This is a genomic window from Bradyrhizobium sp. BRP20, assembly GCF_020194215.1.
Classification (GTDB): Bacteria; Pseudomonadota; Alphaproteobacteria; order Rhizobiales; family Xanthobacteraceae; genus Bradyrhizobium; species Bradyrhizobium yuanmingense.
This window is the reverse complement of the sequence record NZ_JADYVY010000002.1, coordinates 302,501-326,972: the sequence shown is the minus strand read 5'-3', so window position 1 is coordinate 326,972 and position 24,472 is coordinate 302,501. Positions and strand designations below refer to the sequence as shown.

General features: G+C 64.7%; 23 protein-coding genes. 13 read left to right on the top strand and 10 right to left on the bottom strand.

The genetic code is table 11. The annotated features are described in order from the left end of the window. Positions 1 to 126 precede the first annotated feature (126 nt). Positions 127 to 459, top strand: a complete 333-nt coding sequence (locus tag I6F33_RS06130; RefSeq protein WP_225141550.1) for a DHCW motif cupin fold protein — start codon at positions 127 to 129, stop codon at positions 457 to 459. A gap of 263 nt (positions 460 to 722) precedes the next feature. Continuing rightward, the gene (locus I6F33_RS06125) at positions 723 to 932 is read left to right on the top strand and encodes a cold-shock protein (RefSeq protein ID WP_008141931.1); all 210 of its coding nucleotides are present in this window, start codon (positions 723 to 725) and stop codon (positions 930 to 932) included. 205 nt (positions 933 to 1,137) lie between these two features. Here the strand turns inward: I6F33_RS06125 and I6F33_RS06120 are convergent, their stop codons facing one another. After that, positions 1,138 to 2,439 (bottom strand): RsmB/NOP family class I SAM-dependent RNA methyltransferase, encoded by a 1,302-nt coding sequence (locus I6F33_RS06120; RefSeq protein ID WP_225141549.1) that lies wholly within the window; start codon positions 2,437 to 2,439, stop codon positions 1,138 to 1,140. A gap of 28 nt (positions 2,440 to 2,467) precedes the next feature. Beyond that, positions 2,468 to 2,890: an MAPEG family protein gene (locus tag I6F33_RS06115; protein ID WP_036000992.1), complete on the bottom strand. Its 423-nt coding sequence runs from the start codon at positions 2,888 to 2,890 to the stop codon at positions 2,468 to 2,470. A 153-nt stretch (positions 2,891 to 3,043) separates the two neighbouring features. Here I6F33_RS06115 and I6F33_RS06110 point away from each other — a divergent pair, with 153 nt between their 5' ends. From I6F33_RS06110 to I6F33_RS06100, 3 genes are all read left to right on the top strand, one after another. Next, positions 3,044 to 3,658: an acriflavin resistance protein gene (locus tag I6F33_RS06110; RefSeq protein WP_225141548.1), complete on the top strand. Its 615-nt coding sequence runs from the start codon at positions 3,044 to 3,046 to the stop codon at positions 3,656 to 3,658. Between the two features lie 69 nt (positions 3,659 to 3,727). Beyond that, on the top strand, positions 3,728 to 4,570 hold the full coding sequence (locus tag I6F33_RS06105) for a metallophosphoesterase (RefSeq protein WP_225141547.1): 843 nt from the start codon (positions 3,728 to 3,730) through the stop codon (positions 4,568 to 4,570). 202 nt (positions 4,571 to 4,772) lie between these two features. Then, positions 4,773 to 5,303, top strand: a complete 531-nt coding sequence (locus I6F33_RS06100) for a DUF992 domain-containing protein (RefSeq protein ID WP_050995857.1) — start codon at positions 4,773 to 4,775, stop codon at positions 5,301 to 5,303. 18 nt (positions 5,304 to 5,321) lie between these two features. Here the strand turns inward: I6F33_RS06100 and I6F33_RS06095 are convergent, their stop codons facing one another. Next, on the bottom strand, positions 5,322 to 6,263 hold the full coding sequence (locus tag I6F33_RS06095) for an alpha/beta fold hydrolase (protein ID WP_225141546.1): 942 nt from the start codon (positions 6,261 to 6,263) through the stop codon (positions 5,322 to 5,324). A 230-nt stretch (positions 6,264 to 6,493) separates the two neighbouring features. Here I6F33_RS06095 and I6F33_RS06090 point away from each other — a divergent pair, with 230 nt between their 5' ends. Then, entirely contained in the window at positions 6,494 to 7,090 is a 597-nt protein-coding gene (locus tag I6F33_RS06090; protein WP_036001015.1) for a phasin family protein, read from the top strand. Between the two features lie 174 nt (positions 7,091 to 7,264). On the opposite strand, the gene I6F33_RS06085 is transcribed toward I6F33_RS06090, so the two are convergent. From I6F33_RS06085 to I6F33_RS06075, 3 genes are all read right to left on the bottom strand, one after another. Beyond that, entirely contained in the window at positions 7,265 to 7,558 is a 294-nt protein-coding gene (locus tag I6F33_RS06085; RefSeq protein ID WP_225125753.1) for a hypothetical protein, read from the bottom strand. Positions 7,559 to 7,815: 257 nt separating this feature from the next. Further along, the gene (locus tag I6F33_RS06080; protein ID WP_225141545.1) at positions 7,816 to 8,838 is read right to left on the bottom strand and encodes an NADP-dependent oxidoreductase; all 1,023 of its coding nucleotides are present in this window, start codon (positions 8,836 to 8,838) and stop codon (positions 7,816 to 7,818) included. 187 nt (positions 8,839 to 9,025) lie between these two features. Next, positions 9,026 to 10,591 carry a winged helix-turn-helix domain-containing tetratricopeptide repeat protein gene (locus I6F33_RS06075; protein WP_225141544.1) on the bottom strand — a complete coding sequence of 522 codons (1,566 nt, stop codon included), beginning with the start codon at positions 10,589 to 10,591 and terminating at the stop codon, positions 9,026 to 9,028. A 195-nt stretch (positions 10,592 to 10,786) separates the two neighbouring features. On the opposite strand from I6F33_RS06075, the gene I6F33_RS06070 reads away from it, so the two are divergent. From I6F33_RS06070 to I6F33_RS06060, 3 genes are read left to right on the top strand one after another with little or no spacing between them, the layout of a single operon-like run. Continuing rightward, on the top strand, positions 10,787 to 11,557 hold the full coding sequence (locus tag I6F33_RS06070; protein WP_225141543.1) for an SDR family oxidoreductase: 771 nt from the start codon (positions 10,787 to 10,789) through the stop codon (positions 11,555 to 11,557). Continuing rightward, positions 11,554 to 12,375 carry an alpha/beta fold hydrolase gene (locus tag I6F33_RS06065; protein WP_225141542.1) on the top strand — a complete coding sequence of 274 codons (822 nt, stop codon included), beginning with the start codon at positions 11,554 to 11,556 and terminating at the stop codon, positions 12,373 to 12,375. Before I6F33_RS06070 ends, I6F33_RS06065 begins: the two co-directional genes overlap by 4 nt. A 47-nt stretch (positions 12,376 to 12,422) precedes the next feature. Next, entirely contained in the window at positions 12,423 to 13,070 is a 648-nt protein-coding gene (locus I6F33_RS06060) for a hypothetical protein (protein WP_057028914.1), read from the top strand. Between the two features lie 129 nt (positions 13,071 to 13,199). Here I6F33_RS06060 and guaB read toward each other — a convergent pair whose 3' ends face one another. Next, positions 13,200 to 14,693, bottom strand: a complete 1,494-nt coding sequence (gene guaB / locus I6F33_RS06055) for an IMP dehydrogenase (protein ID WP_036001027.1) — start codon at positions 14,691 to 14,693, stop codon at positions 13,200 to 13,202. Positions 14,694 to 15,146: 453 nt separating this feature from the next. Here guaB and I6F33_RS06050 point away from each other — a divergent pair, with 453 nt between their 5' ends. Beyond that, positions 15,147 to 16,637, top strand: coding sequence for an MDR family MFS transporter (locus I6F33_RS06050; protein ID WP_225141541.1), 1,491 nt, complete (start codon positions 15,147 to 15,149; stop codon positions 16,635 to 16,637). Between the two features lie 105 nt (positions 16,638 to 16,742). On the opposite strand, the gene I6F33_RS06045 is transcribed toward I6F33_RS06050, so the two are convergent. Continuing rightward, positions 16,743 to 17,429, bottom strand: a complete 687-nt coding sequence (locus tag I6F33_RS06045; protein WP_225141540.1) for an RlmE family RNA methyltransferase — start codon at positions 17,427 to 17,429, stop codon at positions 16,743 to 16,745. A 2-nt stretch (positions 17,430 to 17,431) separates the two neighbouring features. After that, complete coding sequence (locus I6F33_RS06040) at positions 17,432 to 18,505, bottom strand: Ppx/GppA phosphatase family protein (RefSeq protein WP_036001035.1); 1,074 nt, start codon at positions 18,503 to 18,505, stop codon at positions 17,432 to 17,434. Between the two features lie 210 nt (positions 18,506 to 18,715). Here I6F33_RS06040 and I6F33_RS06035 point away from each other — a divergent pair, with 210 nt between their 5' ends. After that, a complete protein-coding gene (locus tag I6F33_RS06035; RefSeq protein WP_225141539.1) occupies positions 18,716 to 21,088 on the top strand; it encodes a xanthine dehydrogenase family protein molybdopterin-binding subunit in 2,373 nt (790 codons plus the stop codon). A 170-nt stretch (positions 21,089 to 21,258) separates the two neighbouring features. Here I6F33_RS06035 and I6F33_RS06030 read toward each other — a convergent pair whose 3' ends face one another. Continuing rightward, on the bottom strand, positions 21,259 to 22,059 hold the full coding sequence (locus tag I6F33_RS06030; RefSeq protein WP_225125768.1) for a hypothetical protein: 801 nt from the start codon (positions 22,057 to 22,059) through the stop codon (positions 21,259 to 21,261). A gap of 106 nt (positions 22,060 to 22,165) precedes the next feature. On the opposite strand from I6F33_RS06030, the gene I6F33_RS06025 reads away from it, so the two are divergent. Together I6F33_RS06025 and I6F33_RS06020 are read left to right on the top strand one after the other, a co-directional pair. After that, positions 22,166 to 22,657 (top strand): YaiI/YqxD family protein, encoded by a 492-nt coding sequence (locus I6F33_RS06025; protein ID WP_057028908.1) that lies wholly within the window; start codon positions 22,166 to 22,168, stop codon positions 22,655 to 22,657. Between the two features lie 2 nt (positions 22,658 to 22,659). Continuing rightward, the gene (locus I6F33_RS06020) at positions 22,660 to 24,471 is read left to right on the top strand and encodes an ABC-F family ATP-binding cassette domain-containing protein (RefSeq protein ID WP_225141538.1); all 1,812 of its coding nucleotides are present in this window, start codon (positions 22,660 to 22,662) and stop codon (positions 24,469 to 24,471) included. Position 24,472: the final 1 nt, after the last annotated feature.

Sequence of the window (24,472 nt, the reverse complement as noted above, 5' to 3'; positions counted from 1 at the left end):
CGCTAACGAGCGCTCCAAGAAAAAGCGGCCACATCGGGGCGACGATCAACGCCTCGCGCCCGCAATGACGGAGGCAACAGCGTGCGCTAACAAAAGCGGCGCCGGCTCCGAGACAGGATCGCCCCCATGAAACTCCCCACCTCCCCCTTCACCGTCACCGACTGGAGCAAGGTTGAGCCGACCACGCATCCCGGCGAGAGCGGCGAGGCCACATGGCGCACGCTCAACATCGGCGAACTCCGCGTGCGGATGGTGGAGTACTCGCCGGGCTATCTCGCCGATCACTGGTGCGATCGCGGCCACGTGCTCTATGTGCTGAAGGGCGAGCCCGACTCTGAGTTGCGCGACGGGCGCAAATTCAAGCTCACGGCGGGGATGAGCTACCAGGTATCGGACTTCGGCGACGCCGCGCACCGGTCCTCGACGACGACGGGGGCGACGCTCTTCATCGTCGACTGAAGCGCGCCGACGGTTAATTTGCACCGCGAAATAGCAAAGTGGCGGGACGTTTCGGGCCACGGGTGGTGCCTTGAAGTGGCCCCAAATTCTCGCTATATTGTGATCATCGATACTTGGCCGAACGACTGGGCCGCTTCGCTTCGTTGCTGACGGGCGCGCACGCTTCAGATGAATTCTCCAAACATCGACTCATCAGGGACTATGGGCGCAATGCTGCGTACCGGTCTGCGTGCGTACCTCTCTAACTAAACAAGGAAATTCCCATGGCTATGGGCACCGTGAAGTGGTTCAACACCCAAAAGGGTTATGGTTTCATCCAGCCGGATGACGGCCAGAAGGACGTGTTCGTTCACATCAGCGCCGTCGAGCGCGCTGGCCTCTCCTCCCTCAACGAGGGTCAGAAGGTCTCGTTCGACATCGTCGCCGACCGCCGCAGCGGCAAGTCGTCGGCTGACAATCTCCGCGTCGGCTAACGCCCTCGCACCGTTCTGACCGCGGACGTACCGGCAGAACGTTGGAACTCGAAAGCCCCGCGACCGGGATCGGTCTGCGGGGCTTTTGTTTTTGATGTCATTCCGGGGCGCCCGCAGGGCGAACCCGGAACCCATGGACCCGCGGAGACCGCCGCACGATGGATTCCGGGCTCGCGCTACGCGCGCCCCGGAATGACAACGTCGATCAGCCGGTCTTTTTCAGCACCGACACGAAAAACCCATCCGTCCCGGTCCGGCGCGGCGTCATCAGCCAGCCCTCGGCTGACTGCAGCGCAGCCTCGCCAAAGGCTTCCGCCTTGTCCCAGAGCACGCTTGCGGTCTGCTCGGGCGGGACAACCGAGAACTCGCCATGTCGGCCGACGAACGCCCTCACCTGCTCGCCGTTCTCCTCCGCCAGCACCGAGCAGGTGATGTAGGCGATGCGGCCGCCCGGCTTGACCAGCGGAACCGCGCGCTCCAGCACCTCGGCCTGGTCACGCAGGCGGATCTCCAGCGCACCGGGGCGCATCCGCCATTTGGCATCGGGGTTGCGGCGCCAGGTGCCGGTTCCGGTGCAGGGCGCGTCGATCACGACGAGGTCGGCGGTGCTGCGGATGTCGGCAAGCGAATCGGCGTCGCCCTTGGGCGTGCGGATTTCGGCGTTGTGGACGCCGGCGCGCGACAGCCGCTCATGGATCGGCGCGAGCTGGCGCTTGTCGCGGTCGGTTGCGATCAGCCGACCCTTGCCCTGCATCAGGGCGGCCAGCGCCAGCGTCTTGCCGCCGGCGCCGGCGCAGAGATCGATCACCTGCTCGCCGGGTTTTGCCGCGGTGAACTGGGCCGCAAGCTGCGATCCCTCATCCTGCACTTCAATTGCGCCCTTGATGAAATCCTCTTCCGCCTGGATGCCGGGGTTGCGCGCATCGGCCGAAAGCTCGATGCGCAGGCCGGTTGCGGACCAGGGCGTCGGTTTTGCATGAAGATGAGAAAGCGCCTTCAGCGCCTTGTCGCGGTTGGATTTTAGCGTGTTGACGCGCAGGTCCAGCGGCGCCCGGCTCGCCATGGCGGCCGCCTCCGCGGCGCGGTCCTCGCCGAACACTTTTGCAAGGTGCGGGTCGAGCCATTCCGGGTAGTCGCCGGCGACGGCGGCAGGTGCGTCCTGGAGGGAGCGCGAGGCGAGCGCAGCCTGCTCGGCCTCGGTCAGCGGCGCCGGCGCAAAGCGGCTGCCGTCGAACAAGGCGCCCATGGTCGCCGTGTCCATGTTGCGCTCGAGGCGGAGCATGCCGATCAGCCGGGCCCGTGCGGTATCGGAATCCATCAGCCAGGCGCTCGAGGCGTAGCGGCGCAGCACATCCCAGACGAGGCCGGCGATGGCGGCGCGGTCGCCGGAACCGGCGAAGCGGTGCGCGGTGCCCCACTCCTTCAGCGCCTTCGCCGCGGGCACGCGGTCCCTCTCGATGGTGTCGATCAGTTCGATGGCTGCGGACAGCCGGGCAGCAGGGGTCATTCGCGTTCTTTCAAGTGGTGCGCAGCGCCTAGATCAGCAGCAAAAGCTTCAGCGCGAAGTAAATCCACATCGCGAGCAGCACCAGCACGCCGGCGAGCCAGACCGTGGAGCGGCGGCCGAGATCGTTGGAGGAAACGAACACGCCGGCATGGGCAAAGCGCGTCACCACGAACACCCAGGACATCAGCACGATGAAGAGATCGGCGCGGCGCAAGGGCAATGCCAGCGCAATCAGGACATAGAACAGCACCGGCAGCTCGAACTGGTTGCGGTAGCAATTGGCGATTTGTGTGGCGCCCTTCGGCCAGTTCGGCTCGCCGAGCGCAATGTCACGGATCTTGGTCTCGCCGGAGACCAAGGTCTTGCGGCGCGCCAGGACCATGCCGATCAGCAGCGCGAAGGTGAGAGCGACCTGCACGAAGACCGGCAGCAGGACCATTTGAACGGACATCGGAACTTTCCCGGGAGGCGAAATGCCGCCGACGTCATTAGCCGCGACTTTTGGCGCTGACAATGAACGACTTGAACCGGCATTCCCGCTTCCCCGACCAACCCCAGATTGTTGAAGCGATTTCGGCCCCTTGGGCCCCGAGGCGAGACAGCCATGAATTCCTTGTCCAGCTTGTTCAGCGAAGCCGCCGCGGGCCAGCTCGGCCTCCTGATGTCGGCACTGTCGGGGATCGCGGCAGCGCTCGCGGTCGCGCTGGCCATGACGGTCTACTTCCGCCTGAGCTATCGGACCTGGCGCGACGTCATCAGGCATGGCCTGGCGACCTTGGCCGCGCTCGCGCTGTTCGCCTTTGCCGCCTACGACATGCGCCATGCGGCGCTCGCCTATCTCGGCCTCAATCCCTCCAAGCCCGCCGTCGAGTTCGAGATCCGCATGCCCCGGGAGATGCTGACGGCGGTGAACGACAGCCAGATCGAGCTGCACACCGACCGCAACCAGACATTGGCGCTGGTGGACGGCGTGCGCGACCTCTCGGACGGCCGGGCCGTGCTGCGCGGCGCAGTGGTGCTCAACCACCGCACGGCCGATCGCGTTCTGGTCGTGAACCTCTCAGGCAAGGGCGTCTTCGAGTTCCGCCTCCGCCTGCCGGCCGAGCCGCATCGCTCCGGCCAGTTCGGCCCCTGGCACCTCGCCGACCGCATCGCTTCCCCGCTCGCCGGAGCCGTCGCCCCGCAGGACGGCTACACCATCCGCTACCGCGTGCTTTAAACTTTGTTCGCTGCGATCCATACCCGCGCCGTCATCGTTCCGACGCGCGGCGACGGGTAGGATGATCGCATGTCCGAATTTCGTCTCACGCAGATTTCCGACACCCATCTTGGCCGGCGCTTTCCCGGCCTGATCGCCAACTTCGCGGCGATCAGCGAGCATATCGACGCCGGTAGGCCCGATCTCGTCGTCAACACCGGCGATGTCTCGTTCGACGGGCCGACCAGCCGCGACGACCTTGAATTCGCGAAAGGCCTGCACGACGCCCTGCCGGTCACCTGCCGCTATCTCCCCGGCAATCACGATATCGGGGACAATCCGACCGCGATCGGGCCGGCGCCGAAGCCGCCGGTCAGCGAGACGCACCGCCAGCAGTTCTGCGACATCATCGGCGAAGATCATTGGGTGTTTGACGCCGCGGGCTGGCGCTTCATCGGCCTCAATTCGCTGGTGATGAATTCGGGCCTCGCCTTCGAGGCCGAGCAGCTCGACTGGCTGTCTCAGGAAATCTCGCGCGTGAACGGCAGGCCGGTCGCGCTGTTCCTGCACAAGCCGCTGTTCCTCAACCTGCCCGACGATCCCGAGACGCCGGAGACGTCGATCCGCTACGTGCCGCAGCCGGCGCGGGCGCGGCTGATCGAGATGTTCGGCAAGGTCGACCTGCGTCTCATCGCCAGCGGGCACGTGCACCAGCGCCGCGACTTCACCTTCCGCCACACCCGCCACGTCTGGGCGCCGTCAGCGGGCTTCGTCATCAACGATCAGCGCCAGGACCGGATCGCGATCAAGGAAGTCGGCCTGGTCGAATACCGCTTCCAGGCCGACAGTCTCGAGGTCCGCCACATCAGGGCGGCCGGCCAGGTCGATGTCGATATCGAGGAGCTGCTCATCCAGATGGGCGACGGGCACTGATAAAATCGGCTGCGTGCAGTAGGCGCGCTTGATGTCCGCCTGTCACTCAACACCTAGCGCAGAGCCGGACACGCGTGCTCCACATCCCGACCCCGTAAGCGAGGCCTGTCTCGTGGTTCTGGAGCTTCGGCTTGCGACCAACAGGAACATCGCTGGCTCCGCGCGCATTGAAGGACGATCAGACTACGTCGATGGAGGCCCCATGACCAGGACAACGCTGAATGAAGCGAGGCTGACCAATTTGGCCACGGCTTGCGCGGCCTTGGCACTCGTCCTCACGATGGTTCCGGCAACGGCGCAGGAGGCTGGGCGCTCGAGAGTCGGCACACTCACGTGCAACATATCGCCCGGAGTCGGCATGATTGTTGCGGGACAACGGCAGCTGAGCTGCATCTATGCATCGGCACGAGGCAGGGCGCGCGAGGCTTACGAAGGCACCGTCAGCACGCTTGGTCTGGACATAGGAGCCACGTCCGGCGGTCAGCTCGTTTGGACCGTGTTTGCGCCAACGACAGTTCGCCGGGCAGCCTTGGCCGGAACTTATGCGGGCGCGACCGCCGGCGGCACTGTCGGCGCCGGAGTTGGTGCCAACCTCCTGGTGGGCGGCTCGGATCGTACGATTGCCTTGCAGCCGGTGTCCGTCCAGGCGCAGACAGGTGTGAACGTCGCAGCAGGCATATCAAGAATGGAATTGCGGCCGGTTGCTGCGCCTGCACGCGGCAAGGCCCAGTGACGGCCGTCGCTGCCGATCTCAGGAGTTCGTCATTGAGTTGACGACCTCCACGATGGCGGCGGGGTCTGCGTACGTGACCATATGCCCGGCATTTGGAACAAGGTGAAGATCGGACCGAGGCAGTGCTTGATGTAAATCCTGCGCTTGTCTGAATTCGACCACTTGGTCCTCTGTTCCGTGGAATATCTGCACTCGCTCGCCGATGGCTGGATAATAAGCTTGGAATTGTGTTGCAGTTGGAATGAGGAGTGCACTTTCCTCCGCAGCCGCCCTCAACTGTGTGGGCCTGAGCACCAAAGACGCTGGAAATTCATTCCTGAACGTCTGCGGGACAGAACGGGGCGCAAAGATCTTGCGAAGAGCTCCTGGCAGGACGGCCCACGAAACGATCGGCGCGACAGTGTAACTGACCAGGTCGCCCAGGACCGGTATGGCTGGACCTGACATCAGCCACACGTCCAATCGGCCGGTCGGGAAATAGTACCCTGACGCAAGCACAAGACCCTGGGTCGGATAATCCTTTCGCACGGCGAGAGCGATAGCGACCAAGGCGCCCCAAGAATGGCCGAGCACAACCGGATTGCGGATTCCAAGTTGATTGAGCGCCTTCGCCAACAGAGCGGCTTGAGCTGCCGCGGTCCATATTCGGAGCCGCGGCCGCTGACTATAGCCAAAGCCTGGGCGATCGAAGCACACCACGCGATTGGTGCGGGCAAGAAGATCGACCAGACCGCTGATCGTGAAGTCGTGGATCATGGATCCGTTGCCATGGAGCAGCACGACGCAAGGAGCGGCCGGATCCCCTCGATCGACATAGTGGAGCACTACGCCGTCGCATTCGAGGAACTTGCCGATTGGTGGATTCCTCCACTCGGCCAGTTTGGAGAAGCCGATGTTACCGACGATGAGAAGCGCCAATAACAAGGCAGCGATGAGCAACACGGTTTCAGCGGTGGTCATTACTGACCCTTGATGATCGAGGGTATGAACATGAGACCCGCGGTGCCAAGCAAGTGAACCAATCCATGGAGTAATTGGAAGTTGAAGCGCTCGTTCCTGCGCGCGATCGCGGAGGATTGATTAAAAATCACGTGCCCCGGAACGGTCCAGAAATGCCCACGTTGGCCGCTAAGGATCGCACCTGTGACGGAGAGGATCCGACGTCACCAACAATAATCAAGGAGCAACAGATGGCTAATCCACGCCAGGAGGAAAAGTCTACGCAAAGCCCTGAGGACACAATGCGCCGCGCCGCCGAAAGGACCGCTGAGCAAACCAGACGGATCGGCTTAGCTACCGCTGAGGCCAGCGAGGAGGTGGCCCAAGCCAGCAGTCACCTGCTGCAACAGAATGCCGAGATGTTGCAAAACAGTTGGCGCTTCGGCGTCGACATGGCCACTGTGATGTTGGGCCGGTCTGCTGATCAGCTTGGTCGCACGTTCGGTGTGACGGGCAATGAAACGGAGCAGGCAACAGAACGATCGGTCCGCAACGCTGAAGCAATCATGTACTCTACAACCGCGGTCGTCAAAGGAATGAACGGCGTCTCACGCGAGTACTTCGATTTCGTTCGACAGCAGATCGAGAGGACCATGGACCGTATGAATGAACTCTGGCGCTGCCGAACTCCGCAGGATTTGGCGGCTGTGCAGACCGATCTGATGCGCGATTCGATCAGAAGCGCCCTCGATACCAGCCGCCGGATGGCGGACATGTCTTTGAAGGTCGCTGACGATGCAGGAAACCATATTACTCAGAGTATCGAACGCATGCGGCACGCCGCCTAAAGCGCGATGCGACTAGGATGAATCGTCATCGCGCTTTGGGTTACTGTTTGAGCATGAGCTTTTCGGAAAACCGCTACCCACTTTTCCGAATCATGCTGTAGCGGGCTGTCACAGCCATGGCGCACATGTGCGGCTGAACCTCAGCCGCTCTTGTGTTGCGGCCTCGCGGAAGACTCAAGCCACGCTTTTGAGATCCTGCTGGATCGCGGCGAGCAGCGATTGCAGTGCGGCGCTGTTCACCGGCTTGGCCTCGGTGCTGGCTGGCTGGGCAGCGGGGCGCTGCGCAGCTTTCACGGGACGCTTCGGGAATGGCGGAGGCGCAGGCATTGCGGCCGGGGCGAATTCGCCCTCGTCCTCGGCGTGAACGAACTTGCCATGGATGACGTCGTCGCGACGGCCCATGATGAACATGGTCGCCCAATAGCCGACGGCCAGGAGGATGACGCAGAAAATACCAATCTCTAACATCGCAGCACCTAAAATATGCGCGATGATTCAATGCCTTCGTCCGGCCGTCAATGAACAGGCGGTCACACCCGCGGCTTTTGCGGGCAGGTGTGACCATTTGGTGACTCTTTCTTAACTATCCCCACGCGGCGTGTGGCCGCGGGGCCACGTGAGTCCCATTCCCTGTCGCCTAAAGCGCGATAAATGCGCTCGCGCTTTAGGTTGTTGTTTGGGCATGATCTTTCCGGAAAACCGCTTCGCACTTTTCCGGAGCATGCCTAGGCCTTGTCCGGCCCGACCCGGACCAGCTGCTTGCCGAAATTGGCCCCCTTCAGCAGGCCTATGAAGGCGCCGGGGGCGCTTTCCAGGCCCTCGGTGACGAACTCCTTGTACTTGACCTTGCCGTCGCGAACCCAGCCGGACATGTCGCGCAGGAAGTCTCCGTGGCGGGCGGCGAAGTCGGAGACGATGAAGCCGCGGAAGGTCAGCCGCTTGGTCAGCGTGGCGCGCATCAGGCTGGCGGCCCATTTCGGCGGCTTGGCCTCGGTGTCGTTGTAATGGGCGATCAGGCCGCACACCGGCACGCGCGCAAACGGGTTGAGCAGCGGGAACACCGCCTCGAACACGGCACCGCCCACATTTTCGAAATAGACGTCGATGCCCTTTGGGCAGGCTTCCTTCAGCTTGGCGGCGAGATCGGGATCGCGGTGATCGATGCAGGCATCGAAACCGAGCTCCTTCACGACGTAGTCGCACTTGTCCTTGCCGCCGGCGATGCCGACCGCGCGTGCGCCCTTGATCTTCGCGATCTGCCCCACCGCCGAACCGACCGCGCCGGACGCACCGGCAACGACGACAGTCTCGCCCGGTTGCGGCTTGCCGATGTCGAGCAGGCCGGTATAGGCGGTCATGCCGGGCATGCCGAGCACGCCGATCGAGGTCGAGATCGGCCCGAGCTTGGGGTCCACCTTGATCAGGCCCTTGCCGTTCGAGATCGCATGAGTCTGCCAGCCCGAGCGGATGCGCACGATGTCGCCGACCGCGAAATCGGGATTGTTGGAGGCCGCGACCTCGCTGACCGCCTCGCCTTCCATCACGCCGCCGACGGGCACCGGAGCTGCATACGAAGGCCCCTCGCTCATGCGGCCGCGCATATAGGGATCGAGCGACAACCAGATCGTGCGCAGCAGGACTTCGCCCTGCCCTGGCGTCGGAACGGCGAATTCCTCCAAACGGAAATCAGACGGCTTGGGTTCGCCGACGGGACGCGCGGCGAGAACGATGCGTTTGGCTTGGGCCATGGCTTCCTCCTTTTGTCTTTCGACATGGACGGAAGCGGAGGCAGGTAGCTGCGTCAACACAAAAGCGGTGGAGCGGTTGGCTCCTCGGCGCCGAGGGCGCGTCGGCGTCTAATCAAGGCCTATCGCCGATCAAGCCTGTTCAGATCTATTGTCGCCGTTTCCAGCACTTGTGCCGACACGGCGCTCTTCATTCGGGTAGCCCGGCCATCCGCATGCCCTCCGAGGCAAGCGCGAAATCCTGCGGACGGCGGACGAGCAGCCAATCCTCCAAAACGCCAACCCGTAAAGTCGGATCCAGCCTGCGAACGTGGGCCATCGCTTCTCGGGCGTCGTCCATCCGCCCGGCCAGCGCATGGCTCGCCGCCATGAAGGCGGCCACCCGCAGGACGTTCGGCATCTGCCGCGACGCCCGCTGCAGTGACGCCACCGCCTCGTCGAAGCGGCGGCAATACAGATGTCCCATCGCGATCCCGGTCTGCATCTGAAATATCTCGGGGTCGAGCGGGCTGAGCCGCATGGCGCGACTGAAATAGTCGATCGCGCTGTCGTGTTCGCCCATCGAGATTCGTTGATACCCGCCGAGATACCAGATCGTCGACGAATTCGGATTGAGCACCAGCGCGCGGTCTACATGGGCGACGCAGGTGTCCAGATCGCCGCCGAAATGGGGCCATGCGTGGCCGCCACGGCACAATGCAACTGCGTCGTTCTTGTTCAGCGTCACCGCGCGCTGGCACAACCGCGCCGCCTCGGCGCCATCGGCGGCGCGGTCTGCGAGCCAGCGATTCATCTTGCGCCAGTAAAAGCACCACGCCGCCATGCCATAAGCCGCAGCAAAGTCCGGATCGCGATCGATCGCCCCGTAGAACAGTGGCAACGCCGCATCGATTCCGTCGCGGGTCGCGGTGTGGAATTGCGCCAGCCCGCGGAGATAATAGTCGTAGGCATCGAGGCTTTCGGTCGGTTTGCGCTTGGCGCGTTCGATTTCGGCGAGTTCGAGCTGCGGCGCAATCGCGCCGACGACGCTGGCGGTGATCTGGTCCTGCAGTTCGAAGATGTCGTCCATCGCGCTCTCGAACCGCTCAGCCCACAGATGAGCGCCGGTAGAGGCGTCGATCAATTGTCCGGTGATGCGCACGCGGCCAGCGGAGCGGCGCACGCTGCCTTCCAGGACGTAGCGCACGCCCAGTTCGCGGCCAATTTGCTTCACATCGACCGCGCGGCCCTTGTAGGTGAAGCTGGAATTGCGGGCGATCACGAACAGCCAGCGGATTCGCGACAGACCGAAGATGATGTCTTCGACGACGCCGTCGGCGAAGTAGTCCTGAGCGGGGTCCCCGCTCAGGTTCAGAAACGGCAGCACAGCGATCGAGGGCCGGTCGGGCAGGTCGAGCGCGGCAACCGGCTTCTCCGCCGACGGCACGATCGCGATGCGCTGATCGGCCGCTACGTGCACCTCGCCGACAAAGCGGAACCCCTTGCGCGGAACGGTTCGAATCAGCCGCTGCCCCTCTCCACTGTCTTCCAGCGCCTTGCGCACAGCGTTGATGTGGCTGGCCAGCGTCGATTCCGAGACGATCCGCCCGCCCCAGACCGTGTCGAACAGATCATTCTTGCTAACGACGTGGTCGCGGTTGCGCACCAGATACAGCAGCAGATCGAAAGCCTGCGGCGTGAGGCTGACAGCCCCGGAGTCCCGCCGCAACTCCCGCCGGTCCTCATCGAGGACATAGGCTTCGAAGGTGAACCGCACCACAAAGACCCTGATTGAAATCGAGCGGCATCCCGCTCTCGGCGCACCCCAGCCGAGGCTGCTGCGCCCTGTTTGGACGAAACTGCAAGCAGATTTCAAGCGAAAACCAAGGGCGCTGCACGTCCCTACCAAGGTCTTGGGCCGGATTCCGGCGCATCCTTGCCGCCTCTGGAGCGAACGAGACGCGAGGGCACAATGAAGATCGTGGTGATCGGCGGCAGCGGCCTGATCGGAAGCAATGTGGTGCGCAGGCTTCAGGCCAAAGGCCACCAGGTGGTCGCGGCCTCGCCCTCCTCCGGCGTCAACACGTTGACCCGCGAGGGCCTCGCCGAAGCAGTCGACGGTGCACAAGTCGTAATCGACGTCGCGAACTCGCCGGCCTTCGACGACAAGACCGCGATGGATTTCTTCCGGACCTCGGGCCGCAACCTGCTGGCGGCCGAAACCGCCGCCGAGGTGAAGCATCATCTCGCGCTGTCGGTGGTGGGTACCGACCGACTGCAGACGAGCGGCTATTTTCGCGCAAAGCTTGTGCAAGAGGAGCTCATCCAAGCATCAAGCCTTCCATACACCATCCTGCGCGCGACCCAGTTCTTCGAATTCATCGACGCGATCATCGCAGGCGGCGCTGAGGGCGACGTGATCCGGCTGTCGCCGGCGCATCTCCAGCCCGTCGCTGCCGACAACGTCGCGGCCACACTGACCGAATTGGCGCTCGGTCCGCCCCGCAACCGCATAATCGAGATCGCTGGTCCCGAAAGGCGTGGCCTCGATGAGTTTGCACAGCAGGTTCTGGCCGCCAGGGGCGACACACGCAGAGTGATCCCCGATATCCGGGCGGACTATTTCGGCCTGCCCCTGAACGATCAGTCGCTGACGCCGGGCGACGAGCCGCAGCTCGGGCGGACCCGGCTCGCCGACTGGCTCCACAACTCTCTCCTCACCCCAAAGGACGCAAAACGATGAGCACGATCACCACTAGGGACGGCACCGAGATCTATTACAAGGACTGGGGCCAAGGCCCCGTCGTGACCTTCTCGCACGGCTGGCCGCTGAATGCAGACGCCTGGGACGGCCAGATGCTGTTCCTTGCCCAGCACGGCTTTCGCGTCGTCGCGCACGACCGGCGCGGGCATGGTCGCTCCAGCCAGGCCTCGGAGCACAACGACATGAACGGCTATGCCGACGATCTCGCCGCGGTGATCGAAGCGCTTGATTTACGGGACGCCACGCTGATCGGCCATTCCACCGGCGGTGGCGAGGTCGCGCGCTATATCGGCCGCCATGGTACCGGTCGCGTCGCCAAGGCGGTGCTGATCGCGGCGGTGCCGCCGATCATGCTGAAGACCGAAGCCAACCCGGAGGGACTTCCGGTCGAGGTGTTCGATGCCATTCGTGCAGGCGTCGCCGGCGACCGGTCGCAATACTACAAGGATCTGGCGATTGCCTTCTACGGCGCAAACCGGCCGGGTGCAAAAGTCTCGCAGGGCACGCTCGACCAGTTCTGGCTGTGGAGCATGCAGGCAGGCGCCAAGAATGCCTATGAGAGCGTCAAAGCTTTCTCGGAAACTGATTTCACCGAGGACCTGAAGAAGTTCGACGTGCCGACCCTGGTCCTGCACGGCGAAGACGACCAGATCGTGCCGGTCAAGGACTCCGCGCGCAAATCGGCGAAGCTCATCAAAGGCGCCAAGGACGTCTACTACCCGGGAGCCCCGCACGGCCTGACGGCCACCCATCAGGATCAGATCAACGCCGAGCTGCTGAAATTCATCCGGAGCTAGCGATCTCGTTCACCTGAATTGCAGACCTCAACGAGAAAGACAGCAGCATGGACAAACCTGCCCACCGCACCCTCGCGGGCGTCGTCGTTCCCGACACTCCCATAGTCGATGCCGCAATCGAACATGCGCGGCAGCACTGCGCGCCGTATCTGTTCAACCACGTCGTCCGCTCGTGGCTGTTCGCGGCAAGGCTCGGACAATTGCAGAACGTGGTGCACGATGAGGAGGTGCTCGCGGTCGGCACCCTGCTGCACGACATCACGCTGAATGAAAGCTTCGCCGGACCGCGCCGCTTCGAGGTCGAAGGCGCGGACCTGGCGCGGCACTTTGCCGCCGAGCGCGGCTTCGACCGGCGCCGCGCCCAGCTGATCTGGGACAGCGTCGCGTTGAACTCGACCCCGTCGATCGCTCTCTACAAAGAGAGCGAGGTTGCACTCGCCACGGCCGGCATCTGCTTCGACGTCATCGGGCTGCAATACGACATCATCCCCGCCGCCGAAGTGTCGCGGATCGTCGCCGAATTCCCGCGAATGCAGATCAAGCGGCAATTCCGCCGCTGCTTCTGCCATATTGCAAGCACCAGGCCGGAAACAAGCTACGACAATTTCATCCGGGATTTCGGCGAACGCTTTGTCGAAGGATACAGCGCGCCTTCGGTGGTTGATCTGGTGGATGCAGCGCCATTCGCCGAGTAGGATTGCATCTCAACCTTACCTGAGCGACAGCGACGACGAGCTTATCCGAAATCCGGTCGCGGGCCGCTCCGGTCGAATTAAGCACGGCAGTATCTTATCGCGCGCAAAACGCGCGCGCGACCGAAGCGCCTAACCCCCGCCCGGATAATTCGGGCTCTCGCGCGTGATGGTGACGTCGTGGACGTGGCTTTCGCGCAGGCCCGCGCCGGTGATGCGGACGAACTGGGCCTTGTCGTGCAGCTCCTTCATGTCGCGCGCGCCGACATAGCCCATCGCGGCGCGCAAGCCGCCGGCGAGCTGGTGCATGACGTTACCGACCGGGCCCTTGTAGGGCACCTGCCCCTCGATGCCCTCGGGCACGAGCTTGAGCGTGTCCTTGATGTCCTGCTGGAAGTAGCGGTCGGCAGATCCCCGCGCCATCGCGCCGACCGAGCCCATGCCGCGATAGGCCTTGTAGGAACGGCCCTGCCACAAAAACACTTCGCCGGGCGTCTCGTCGGTGCCGGCGAGCAGCGAGCCGACCATGGCAATGTCGGCGCCGGCCGCGAGCGCTTTCGCAAGGTCGCCGGAATATTTGATGCCACCGTCGGCGATGACGGGGATGTCGGCCTTCTTCGCCGCTTCGACCGCATCCATGATCGCGGTGAGCTGGGGCACGCCGACGCCGGCGACGATGCGCGTGGTGCAGATCGAGCCCGGGCCGATGCCGACCTTGATGCAATCCGCGCCCGCATCGATCAGCGCCTGCGCGCCTTCCGTGGTGGCAACGTTGCCGGCGACGACCTGCACCGAATTGGACAGGCGCTTGATGCGGTTCACCGCCTGCAGCACGTGACGGGAATGGCCGTGCGCGGTGTCGACGACGACAAGGTCGACGCCGGCATCGATCAGCCGCTCGGTGCGCTCGAATCCGGTATCGCCGACCGTGGTGGCGGCAGCGACGCGAAGACGCCCCTGCCCGTCCTTGCAGGCGAGCGGATGAGCAACCGCCTTCTCCATGTCCTTCACGGTGATGAGCCCGACGCAGCGATATTGATCGTCGACCACCAGCAGCTTCTCGATGCGGTGCTGGTGCAGCATCCGCCGCGCCTCATCTTGGTTGACATTCTCACGGACCGTGACGAGCCCTTCACGGGTCATCAGCTCGGAGACTTTTTGCCGGCGGTCGGTGGCAAAGCGCACGTCGCGGTTGGTGAGGATGCCGACCAGCTTGCCGGGCGTGTTCTTGCCGGCGCCGGTGACGACGGGAATGCCGGAGATGCCGTGATCGCTCATCAGCTTGAGCGCGTCGTCGAGCGTGGCGTCGGGGCTGATGGTGAGCGGGTTCACCACCATGCCGGACTCGTAGCGCTTGACCTGCCGCACCTGGGCGGCCTGCCCTTCGGGATCGAAATTGCGGTGGATGACGCCAAGGCCGCCGGCCTGCGCCATGGCGATCGCCATGCGGGCCTCGGTGACGGTGTCCATGGCCGAGGCCATGATCGGGATGTTGAGCGGAATGGCGCGGGTGACGCGAGAGCGAATGTCGACCTCGCCCGGCATGACGTCGGACAGGCCCGGCTTCAACAGCACGTCGTCGAACGTAAAGGCTTCGCGGATGCCCTGAAGTTGCACCGTGGCCATCTGCCAACTCCTTCCTGCGGCCCTGCCGCAAATGCTAATGGATGAGCGCCGCCCTCGGCGTCCCTTGCGGCAACGCCTTGAGAATCGGAGCCCATCGGTGGGGTTGACGCGGGTCGATAGCACGGCCGCGTGACGAATCAAAGCAATTCGGGCCGCTGGCCAGCCATGCACAGGGGTTTTTTGGCCGATTCAGCGGGGTTGGGCTCGGTACGCCGTCCCTCCACCGGTCATTCCGGTGCGCGACGAAGTCGCGAGCCCGGAATCCATCGCGCAGCGGATGCTGCAGTCCGATGGATTCCGCGTTCGCGCCAAGTGGGCGCGCCCCGGAATGACGAAAGACGGTCACACCGTTGTTACGCGGGATTTAGGTACCATGCATGGATCCGCAATGGTCGGCGGCGGACGGCGGTGATAAGCCGCAACTCCACTCCTCCTTCCGATTTCATTGCCCTCATGGTCGACAAACAACGCGTCATTCCGCTGATCGTGGCCACGGCTCTCTTTATGGAGAACATGGATTCGACCGTGATCGCCACCTCGCTGCCGGCGATCGCGGCCGACATCGGCACCAGCCCGCTGACGCTGAAGCTCGCGATCACCTCCTATCTGCTGTCGCTCGCGGTTTTCATTCCGGCGAGCGGCTGGACCGCCGACCGGTTTGGCGCGCGGATGGTGTTCGCGATCGCCGTCGGCGTGTTCATGGTCGGCTCGGTCGGCTGCGCGCTCTCGACCTCGGTCACCGACTTCGTGTTCGCGCGCATCCTGCAAGGCATGGGCGGCGCCATGATGACGCCGGTCGGGCGCCTCGTGCTGCTGCGTTCGGTCGATAAGAGCGCGCTGGTCAACGCCATGGCTTGGGTGACGGTCCCTGCCCTGATCGGTCCCGTGATCGGCCCGCCGCTCGGCGGCTTCATCACGACCTATGCGTCCTGGCACTGGATCTTCCTGATCAACATCCCGATCGGGCTGCTCGGGATCTTCATGGCGCTGAAGTACATCGACCCGATCAAGAGCGAGGAACGCGAGCCGTTCGATCTCTACGGCATGGTGCTCTCTGGGCTGGGGCTCGCAGGCATCGCCTTCGGCCTTTCCGTCGCCGGCCTCAACCTGTTGCCGTGGAGCACCGTCGCCGCGTTGATCGTGGGCGGTGCGATCTCGATGACGCTCTACGTCATCCATGCGCGGCGGACCGGATCGCCGGTGCTGGACTTCTCGCTCCTGAAGCTGCCGACGCTGCGCGCCGCCGTGTTCGGCGGCTTCCTGTTCCGGCTCGGCATCGGCGCACTACCGTTCCTGCTGCCGCTCCTGATGCAGATCGGCTTCGGCCTGTCGCCGTTCCATTCCGGCCTCGTCACCTTTGCCTCCTCGCTCGGGGCGATGGGCATGAAGACGCTGGCGGCGCGCATCATCCGCACCTTCGGCTTCCGCAATTTGATGACGGTGAACGCGATCGTCAGCGCGTTCTTCCTCGGCGTCTGCGCGCTGTTCACGGTGACGACGCCGCTGCTCATCATCATGGTGATCCTGGTGGTCGGCGGCTTCTTCCGCTCGCTGCAGTTCACCGCGATCAACACGGTCGCCTATGCCGACGTCGAGACCGCGCAGATGAGCCGCGCCACCACCCTCGTCAGCGTCAACCAGCAGCTCGCGATCTCGGCCGGCGTCGCCGTCGGCGCGGCCTGTGTCGAGACCACGATGTGGTTCAGCCATGTCAGCGAGCTCAACGCCACGGTGTTCGCGCCCGCCTTCGTCGTGGTGGCGCTGACCTCGGCGGCCTCGAGCTGGTTCTTCTGGCAGATGCCCGCGGACGCAGGCCACGAGATTTCGGGGCGCAAGGCGGTGGAGATCGCGAGCCGCAAGGGCGCCGGCAAGGGCGCAGAGAAGGCCGCGGTCAAGGCGGCGTCCGAGGATACGCAGGACGTGCGGGATCAGCGGCTGGGGTAGTCTCCTCCCGTCATTGCGAGCGAAGCGAAGCAATCCAGAATCTCTCCGCAGAAGCACTCTGGATTGCTTCGTCGCAAGAGCTCCTCGCAATGACGGAGTACGTAGCTACGCCGCTCCGCCGCCTCGAAATCCCGTCGCCAGCACATAGCGTTCGGACGAATCCTGCCGGCTCGCCGCCGGCTTGACGTGACGCACCGTTGCAAAGTCGCGCTTGAGCTGGGCGAGCAGCTCGGCATCAGCGCCGCTCTGGAACGTTTTCGCCAGGAACGTGCCGCCGGGTTTGAGCACGTCGCAGGCAAAGGCCGCCGCGGTCTCGACCAGGCCGACGATGCGGAGCTGGTCGGTCTTGCGGTGGCCGGTGGTGTTGGCGGCCATGTCGGACATCACGACGTCGGCTTTGCCGTCCAGCATCGCGGTGAGCTTCTCGGGCGCGTCGTTGTCCATGAAGTCGAGCTGCGCGAAATCGACCCCGGGAATCTCCGGCATCTCCAACAGATCGATGGCGACGACCTTGCCCTTGCCTTCCAATGATCCGACGCGCTTTGCTGCGATCTGGCTCCACCCGCCGGGTGCCGCGCCGAGATCGACCACGGCCATGCCGGGCTTCAAGAGCCGGAACTTGTCGTCAATCTCCAAGAGCTTGAACGCGGCGCGCGAGCGATAGCCCGCCGCCTTGGCCTTGGCGACATAGGGATCGTTGAGCTGCCGCTCCAGCCACAGCTTCGACGACAATTTGCGCTTGCCGCCGGTCTTGACCTGAACGTGCAAGCGGCCGGTGGTGTCCTTGGCCATACTCACCAGCTCCTGAGCGCGCCGTCCTCGCGCATCATCTCGACCAGCATGCCCTCGCGCAAGCCGCGGTCGGCGACGCGCAGGCGCGGCAGCGGAAAGGCGCGGCGGATAGCGTCGAGGATGGCGCAGCCCGCCAGGACGAGATCGGCGCGCTCGACGCTGATGCAGCTGTTGGCGGCACGCTCCTCGTAGCTCATGCCGAGCAGCTTGTTGATGGTCGCGGTGATGTCGGCATCGTTCATCCAGATGCTGTCGATGCGGCGGCGGTCATAGCGCGCGAGGTTGAGATGGATGCCGGCCAGCGTCGTCACCGTGCCCGACGTGCCGAGCAGGTGCATGTCGGCGAGATCGCGGCCGTGCTCCTCGGCGAATGGCGCGACGTGGCTTGCGACCTCCTGCTCCATGGCGGCATAGATCTCTGGCGTGACGTCGCGTCCGCCGAACTGCTCAGCGAGCGTGACCACACCATAGGGAATCGACATCCAGGCTTTTATGCGCGGCTCCGGATTGGTGGCGTCGCGCTCGATCCGCACCAGCTCGGTGGAGCCGCCGCCGATGTCGAACAGGATCGCGCCCCGCCCCCTGGGGTCGACCAGCGGCGAGCAACCCAGCACGGCGAGCGCGGCCTCGGTCTCGCGGTCGATCACCTCGAGCTCGATGCCGGTCTCGGCCGCAACGCGGCTGCGGAAACCTTCCGCGTTCGAAGCCGCGCGGCAGGCTTCGGTCGCGATCAGCCGCAGCCGACGCGCCTTCCGCAGATTGATCTTGTCGCGGCAGATGCTGAGCGCGGCGATGGCGCGCTCGATCGCGGCGTCGCTAATGCACCCCGTCGCCGAGACGCCCTCCCCGAGCCGGATGATGCGCGAGAAGGAATCGACCACACGAAAGCCGTCCTGAGTCGGACAGGCGATCAGCAGCCTGCAATTGTTGGTGCCGAGGTCCAGCGCCGCATAGACGCCGGTTCCCGGCGCCTGCGCGCCGACGGCCGGATTGGTGGCCAATGCCACCGCCGCCATCGACCCCTCCAGCTCGCTATGCGGCGCATGGCCGTCGCGGAGCCGCGTGTGGTCATTCATACAAACTGTCTTTCCGCGGCCGGTCGGGCCGGTCTGGAATTGATTATTCGCCTGAAACATTAGCAGCGCGGCAGGCCTGCGCAACAACGCATCACATGGGACCATGTCCAATCGTGCGTTGTCGTGAACGGGGGTGGTGGGTTATTTGAGGGAGTCCGGTGCTCCGCTGCCGCGAAAATGCGCAAATGCCGGCTTTTCAGGTCAATTCCCATGCAAGAACACACCAAATCGTCGACGCTCGAGAACGCTATTGCACTGCAAAAGTATGGCGTCGGGCAACCGGTCCGCCGCAAGGAGGATGACACGCTGGTGCGCGGCAAGGGCCGCTACACCGACGATTTCAACCTGCCGAACCAGGCCCATGCCGTAGTCGTCCGCTCGACCCATGCCCATGGCATCATCCGCAGCATCGGCCTCGATGCCGCCAAGGCCATGCCGGGCGTGCTGGGGGCGTGGTCCGGGAAGGATCTTGATGCCGCCGGCTATGGCCCCTTCACCTGCGGCCTGCCGCTGAAGAGCCGCGACGGCTCGCCCCTGCTCCAGACCAACCGCCAGCCCCTGGCGACCGACAAGGTCCGCTTCGTCGGCGATCCCGTCGCCTTCGTGGTGGCCGAGACGCTGGCTCAGGCGCGCGACGCGGCCGAGGCGGTCGAGCTCGACATCGAGCCGCTGCCGGCGGTGACGGACCCGGAGCAAGCCGCCAAGCCCGGCGCGCCGCAGCTCTATGACCACATTCCTGGTAACGTCGCGCTCGACTACCACTATGGCGACATGGACAAGGTGAACGCCGCCTTCGCCAGCGCCGCTCATGTGACCAAGCTCGACATCGAGAACACCCGCGTTGCCGTGGTCTCGATGGAGCCGCGCGTGGGGCTTGCCTCCTACGACAAGAAGACCGAGCGCTACACGCTTCAGGTGCCGACGCAGGGCGTTGCCGGCAACCGCGCCAACCTCGCCAAGAACCTGAAGGTGCCGAACGAGAAGGTGCGCATTCTCACCGCCAATGTCGGCGGCTCCTTCGGCATGAAGAACATCAACTATCCCGAGTACATGTGCATTCTGTATGCGGCGAAGGCACTGGGACGCCCGGTGAAGTGGCTGGACGAGCGCTCCACCAGCTTCCTCTCCGACAGCCACGGCCGCGCCCAGAAGATCCACGCCGAGCTCGCGCTCGATGCCGAGGGGCAGTTCCTCGCGGCAAAGCTATCCGGCTACGGCAATCTCGGCGCCTACATCACCGGCGTCGCGCCGGGGCCGCTTTCGCTCAATACCGGCAAGAACTTCTCCAGCGTCTATCGCACGCCGCTGATGGCGGTCGACATCAAGGTGGTGCTCACCAACACCACGCTGATGGGGGCCTATCGCGGCGCCGGCCGGCCCGAGGCGAACTATTACATGGAGCGGCTGATCGACCGCGCCGCCGACGAGATGGGCATTAACCGGCTGACCTTGCGCAAGCGCAACTTCATCAAGCCGAACCAGATCCCGTTCGCGGCGTCCTCCGGCGTCACCTATGACAGCGGCGACTTCCAGGCCGTGTTCAACAAGGCGCTCGAAATCTCCGACCACGAGAACTTCGCCAAGCGCAAGAAGGAGAGCAAGAAGGCGGGCAAGCTGCGCGGCATTGCGGTCGGCTCCTATCTCGAGGTCACGGCGCCGCCGAGCCCCGAGCTCGGCAAGATCGTGTTCGATCCTGACGGCACCGTGCAGCTCATCACCGGCACGCTCGACTACGGCCAGGGCCACGCCACCCCGTTCGCGCAGGTGCTGTGCGATCAGCTCGGCGTCCCCTTCGAGAGCGTCAAGCTCGTGCAGGGCGACAGCGATATCGTCCACACCGGCAACGGCACCGGCGGCTCACGCTCGATCACCGCGACGGGCCAGGCCATCGTGGGGGCCGCAAAGCTCGTCATCGAGAAGGGCAAACGCGCCGCTGCACATATGCTGGAAGCATCCGAAGCCGATATCGAGTTTGCCGACGGCAGCTTTACGATCGCCGGCACCGATCGCAGCATCGACATCATGGAGCTCGCCAAGCGTCTGCATGACGGCAAGGTGCCGGAGGGCGTGCCTGACAGCCTCGATGTCGACCACACCAGCGAACCGGTCGCCTCGGCGTTCCCGAACGGCTGCCACGTCGCCGAGGTCGAGATCGACCCGGACACCGGTGTGGTGCAGATCGTGCGCTACAGCGCGGTCAACGATTTCGGCACGGTGATCAACCCGATGCTGGTCGCGGGCCAGCTCCATGGCGGCGTGGTCCAGGGCATCGGCCAGGCCCTGATGGAGCACATTCGCTACGACGACAATGGCCAGCCGATCACGGGCTCGCTGATGGACTACGCCCTGCCCCGCGCGGAGGACGTCCCCAACATGACGGTCGGCGACCACCCGGTGCCCGCCACCACCAACCCGCTCGGCAGCAAGGGCTGCGGCGAAGCGGGCTGCGCCGGCAGCCTGTCGACGGTGGTGAACGCGGTGCTCGACGCGCTGTCGGAGTACGGCATCAAGCACATCGACATGCCGCTGACCCCCGAGCGGGTGTGGCGCGCGATCCAGGAGGCGAAGGCCAAGGCGGCGTAAGGGGCACTGTCGTCGCCACAAACTCTACTGTCATCGCCCGGCTTGACCGGGCGATCCAGTACTCCGAGACGGCAGCGATTGACCGAGAAGCTGCGGCGTACTGGATTCCCCGCCTTCGCGGGGAATGACGACGTCCTTGATTGACGGGCGTGGGCTTTCCCAACTGTCCGCTACGCCGCCGCCTGCTCGCGCGGCTGGTAGATCGCGGTGTGCTGGCAATGCGCGAGCGGCGTCGTGCCGTTGGCGACGACCAGCGCGTCGAACTCGACGAAGCGGTGGCCCTTCTTCTCGTAATTCGCAGTGACCTTGGCCCGCGCCGTGATCTCGTCGCCGGCGCGCGCGGCGGACAGCAGCTGCATGCGGCTGCCCACGTGGATCCAGGGACCCAGGATGGTGTTGTCCACCAGGACGCGGTTCATGACGCGCTGGATCAGGCCGGGATGGCCGAGGCTCTCGCGGGCAAAAATCGGATCGGCCTCCCTGACGTCAGTGAGATAGTCGGCCGCATCCTGCCCGGCCCACCGGCGCGGCGTCGTGCCCAGCCATTTGCCCAGCTCGAATGTCGCAGGACTGACAGGCTTGCGCTCGGCGGCGGCGGGGACTTCGACATAGTCGCTCAACGACAATGCCGGCACCGCCGCCGGCAGCGACGCCGTTCCCGTGGCACACAGCTCGGTGCGACTGAACACCTCGATGGTCAGCAGGCCGTTGTGCTCGGTGGCATCGACATCGGCGGTCTCGCCGTCATAGACCGGCTTGATGAAGCGGGCCTCGACCAGCCCGCGCGACAGGAAGTCCCGCCCCCAGCGCGCGATCGGCACGTGCATCATGTAGGCGAAGACGTCGACGCCGGGGACCAGCCCGCCGGAAAAGCCGAAGCGGCGGGCCACATTGTCGTCGTGCATCTTGTTTTCGGATTGTTTGGCGGTGTTGTAGGCCGTGACGCGATAGGTTTCGAGCCGGTTCGGCATGACTGGCCTTTCCCTGTTCTTGTTGTTTCAGGAGCGATCGTAGGGCCTGAGGAACTGGGGTCAATCCCCTCGCCTTTGCGGCCCGAATGCGGTACCACGCGGCGGAATGACCGAGACCCCGACCCGCATCTTTGTCGACGCCGACGCCTGTCCGGTGAAGGACGAAATCTATCGCGTCGCGATCCGGCACGGCGTGCCCGTGAGCGTGGTCGCCGGCAATTTCATCCGCGTGCCGCAGGACCCTCTGATCGAGCGCATCGCCGCGGGCAGCGGCATGGACGCCGCGGACGACTGGATCGCCGAGCGCGCCAGGCCCGGCGACGTGGTTGTGACCTCGGACATTCCGCTGGCGAGCCGCTGTGTGAAGGCGGGCGCCGACGTGATCGCGCCGAACGGCAAGCCGTTCACCGAAGAATCGATCGGGATGACGCTGGCGGTGCGCAATCTGATGACGGACCTGCGATCGGCCGGCGAAGTCACCGGCGGCCCGCGCTCGTTCTCGCCGCGAGACCGCTCCAGCTTCCTCTCGGCGCTCGACCAGACACTGCGCCGGATCCAGCGCCGCCGCGCAGATCAGGCCGCAACGAGCCAAAGTTAGCCATGGCCCCGCCGCTGATCCAACTCAAAGACATCAGGCTGACCTTCGGCGGCACGTCGCTGCTGTCGGGCGTCGAGCTCAACGTCGCGCCATCCGAACGGGTCTGCCTGATCGGCCGCAACGGCTCCGGCAAATCGACCCTGCTGAAGATCGCGGCCGGCCTGGTCGAGCCTGACGCCGGCACACGCTTCGTGCAGCCCGGCGCAACGGTGCGCTACCTGCCGCAGGAGCCGGATTTCGGCGCGCACAAGAGCACGCTCGCCTATGTCGAGTCCGGGCTCGCGCCGGGGGACGACCAGCACCAGGCGCGCTATCTCCTGGAGCAGCTCGGCCTCACCGGCGAGGAGAACCCGCACAACCTCTCCGGTGGCGAGGCGCGCCGCGCGGCGCTGGCCTTCGTGCTGGCGCCCTCGCCCGACATCCTGCTGCTGGACGAGCCGACCAACCATCTCGATCTCGCCACCATCGAATGGCTGGAGCAGGAGCTCGACTCCAGGCGCAGCGCGCTCGTCATCATCAGCCACGACCGTCGCTTCCTGACCAATCTCTCGCGCTCCACCGCTTGGCTCGATCGCGGCCGGATCAAGCAGATCGATCGCGGCTTTGCCTCGTTCGAGAGCTGGCGCGACGAGGTGCTGGCCGAGGAGGAGCGCGACCAGCACAAGCTCGACCGCAAGATCGTCGACGAGGAGCACTGGCTGCGCCACGGCGTCTCCGGCCGCCGCAAGCGCAACGTCAAGCGGCTCGCCAATCTGCATGCGCTGCGCGCCCAGCGCCGCAACTATCGCGGCACCGCCGGCAGCGCCAACCTCGCAGCCAGCGGAGCCGAGCAGTCCGGCAAGCTGGTGATCGAGGCCAAGGGCATCACGAAATCCTACGGCGAGCGCAAGATCGTCGAGAATTTCTCCACCCGCATCCAGCGCGGCGACCGGCTCGGCATCATCGGGCCGAACGGCGCCGGCAAGACCACGCTGGTCAACCTGCTCACCGGCGGCATGCAGCCGGATTCCGGGACGATACGTCTCGGCGCCAATCTGGAGATGGCGACGCTCGACCAGCATCGCGAAAGCCTCGATCCGAAATCGACACTGGCGGAAGCGCTCACAGGCGGCCGCGGCGATCAAATCATGGTCGGCGGCAAGCCGAAGCACGTCGTCGGCTACATGAAGGACTTCCTGTTCGCGCAGGAGCAACGCGGCACACCGCTGGAGGTGCTCTCGGGCGGCGAGCGCGGCCGGCTGATGCTGGCGCGAGCGCTGGCAAAGCCGTCGAACCTCCTGGTGCTGGACGAGCCGACCAACGATCTCGACCTCGAAACGCTCGACGTGCTCGAGGAGATGCTTGGCGACTACGAAGGCACCGTCATCCTGATCAGTCACGACCGCGACTTCCTCGACCGCGTCGTCACCTCGGTGATTGCGCCGGAGGGTAACGGCAAGTGGACCGAATATGCCGGTGGCTACAGCGACATGCTGAGCCAACGTGGCGCCGATTTGAAGCGCGAGGCGCCGAAAGCGCCACCGCTGGCGGAGAAGAAGGACGAGCGCGCAGCGGTCCCCTCGTCCGCGCCCAAGCGCAAGCTCAGCTTCAACGAGAAGCACGCGCTGGAAACGCTGCCGAAGAAGATGGAAACGCTGCACGCCGATATTGCAAAATTGCAGCGTGTGCTCGACGACCCCGGTCTCTATGCGAAAGATCGCAAAAAATTCGACGACACCTCGGCTGCCATCGCCAAGGCGCACGAAGAACTGTCCGCCGCCGAAGAGCGCTGGCTCGAACTCGAAATGCTCCGCGAAGAGATTGAACAGGCATAAC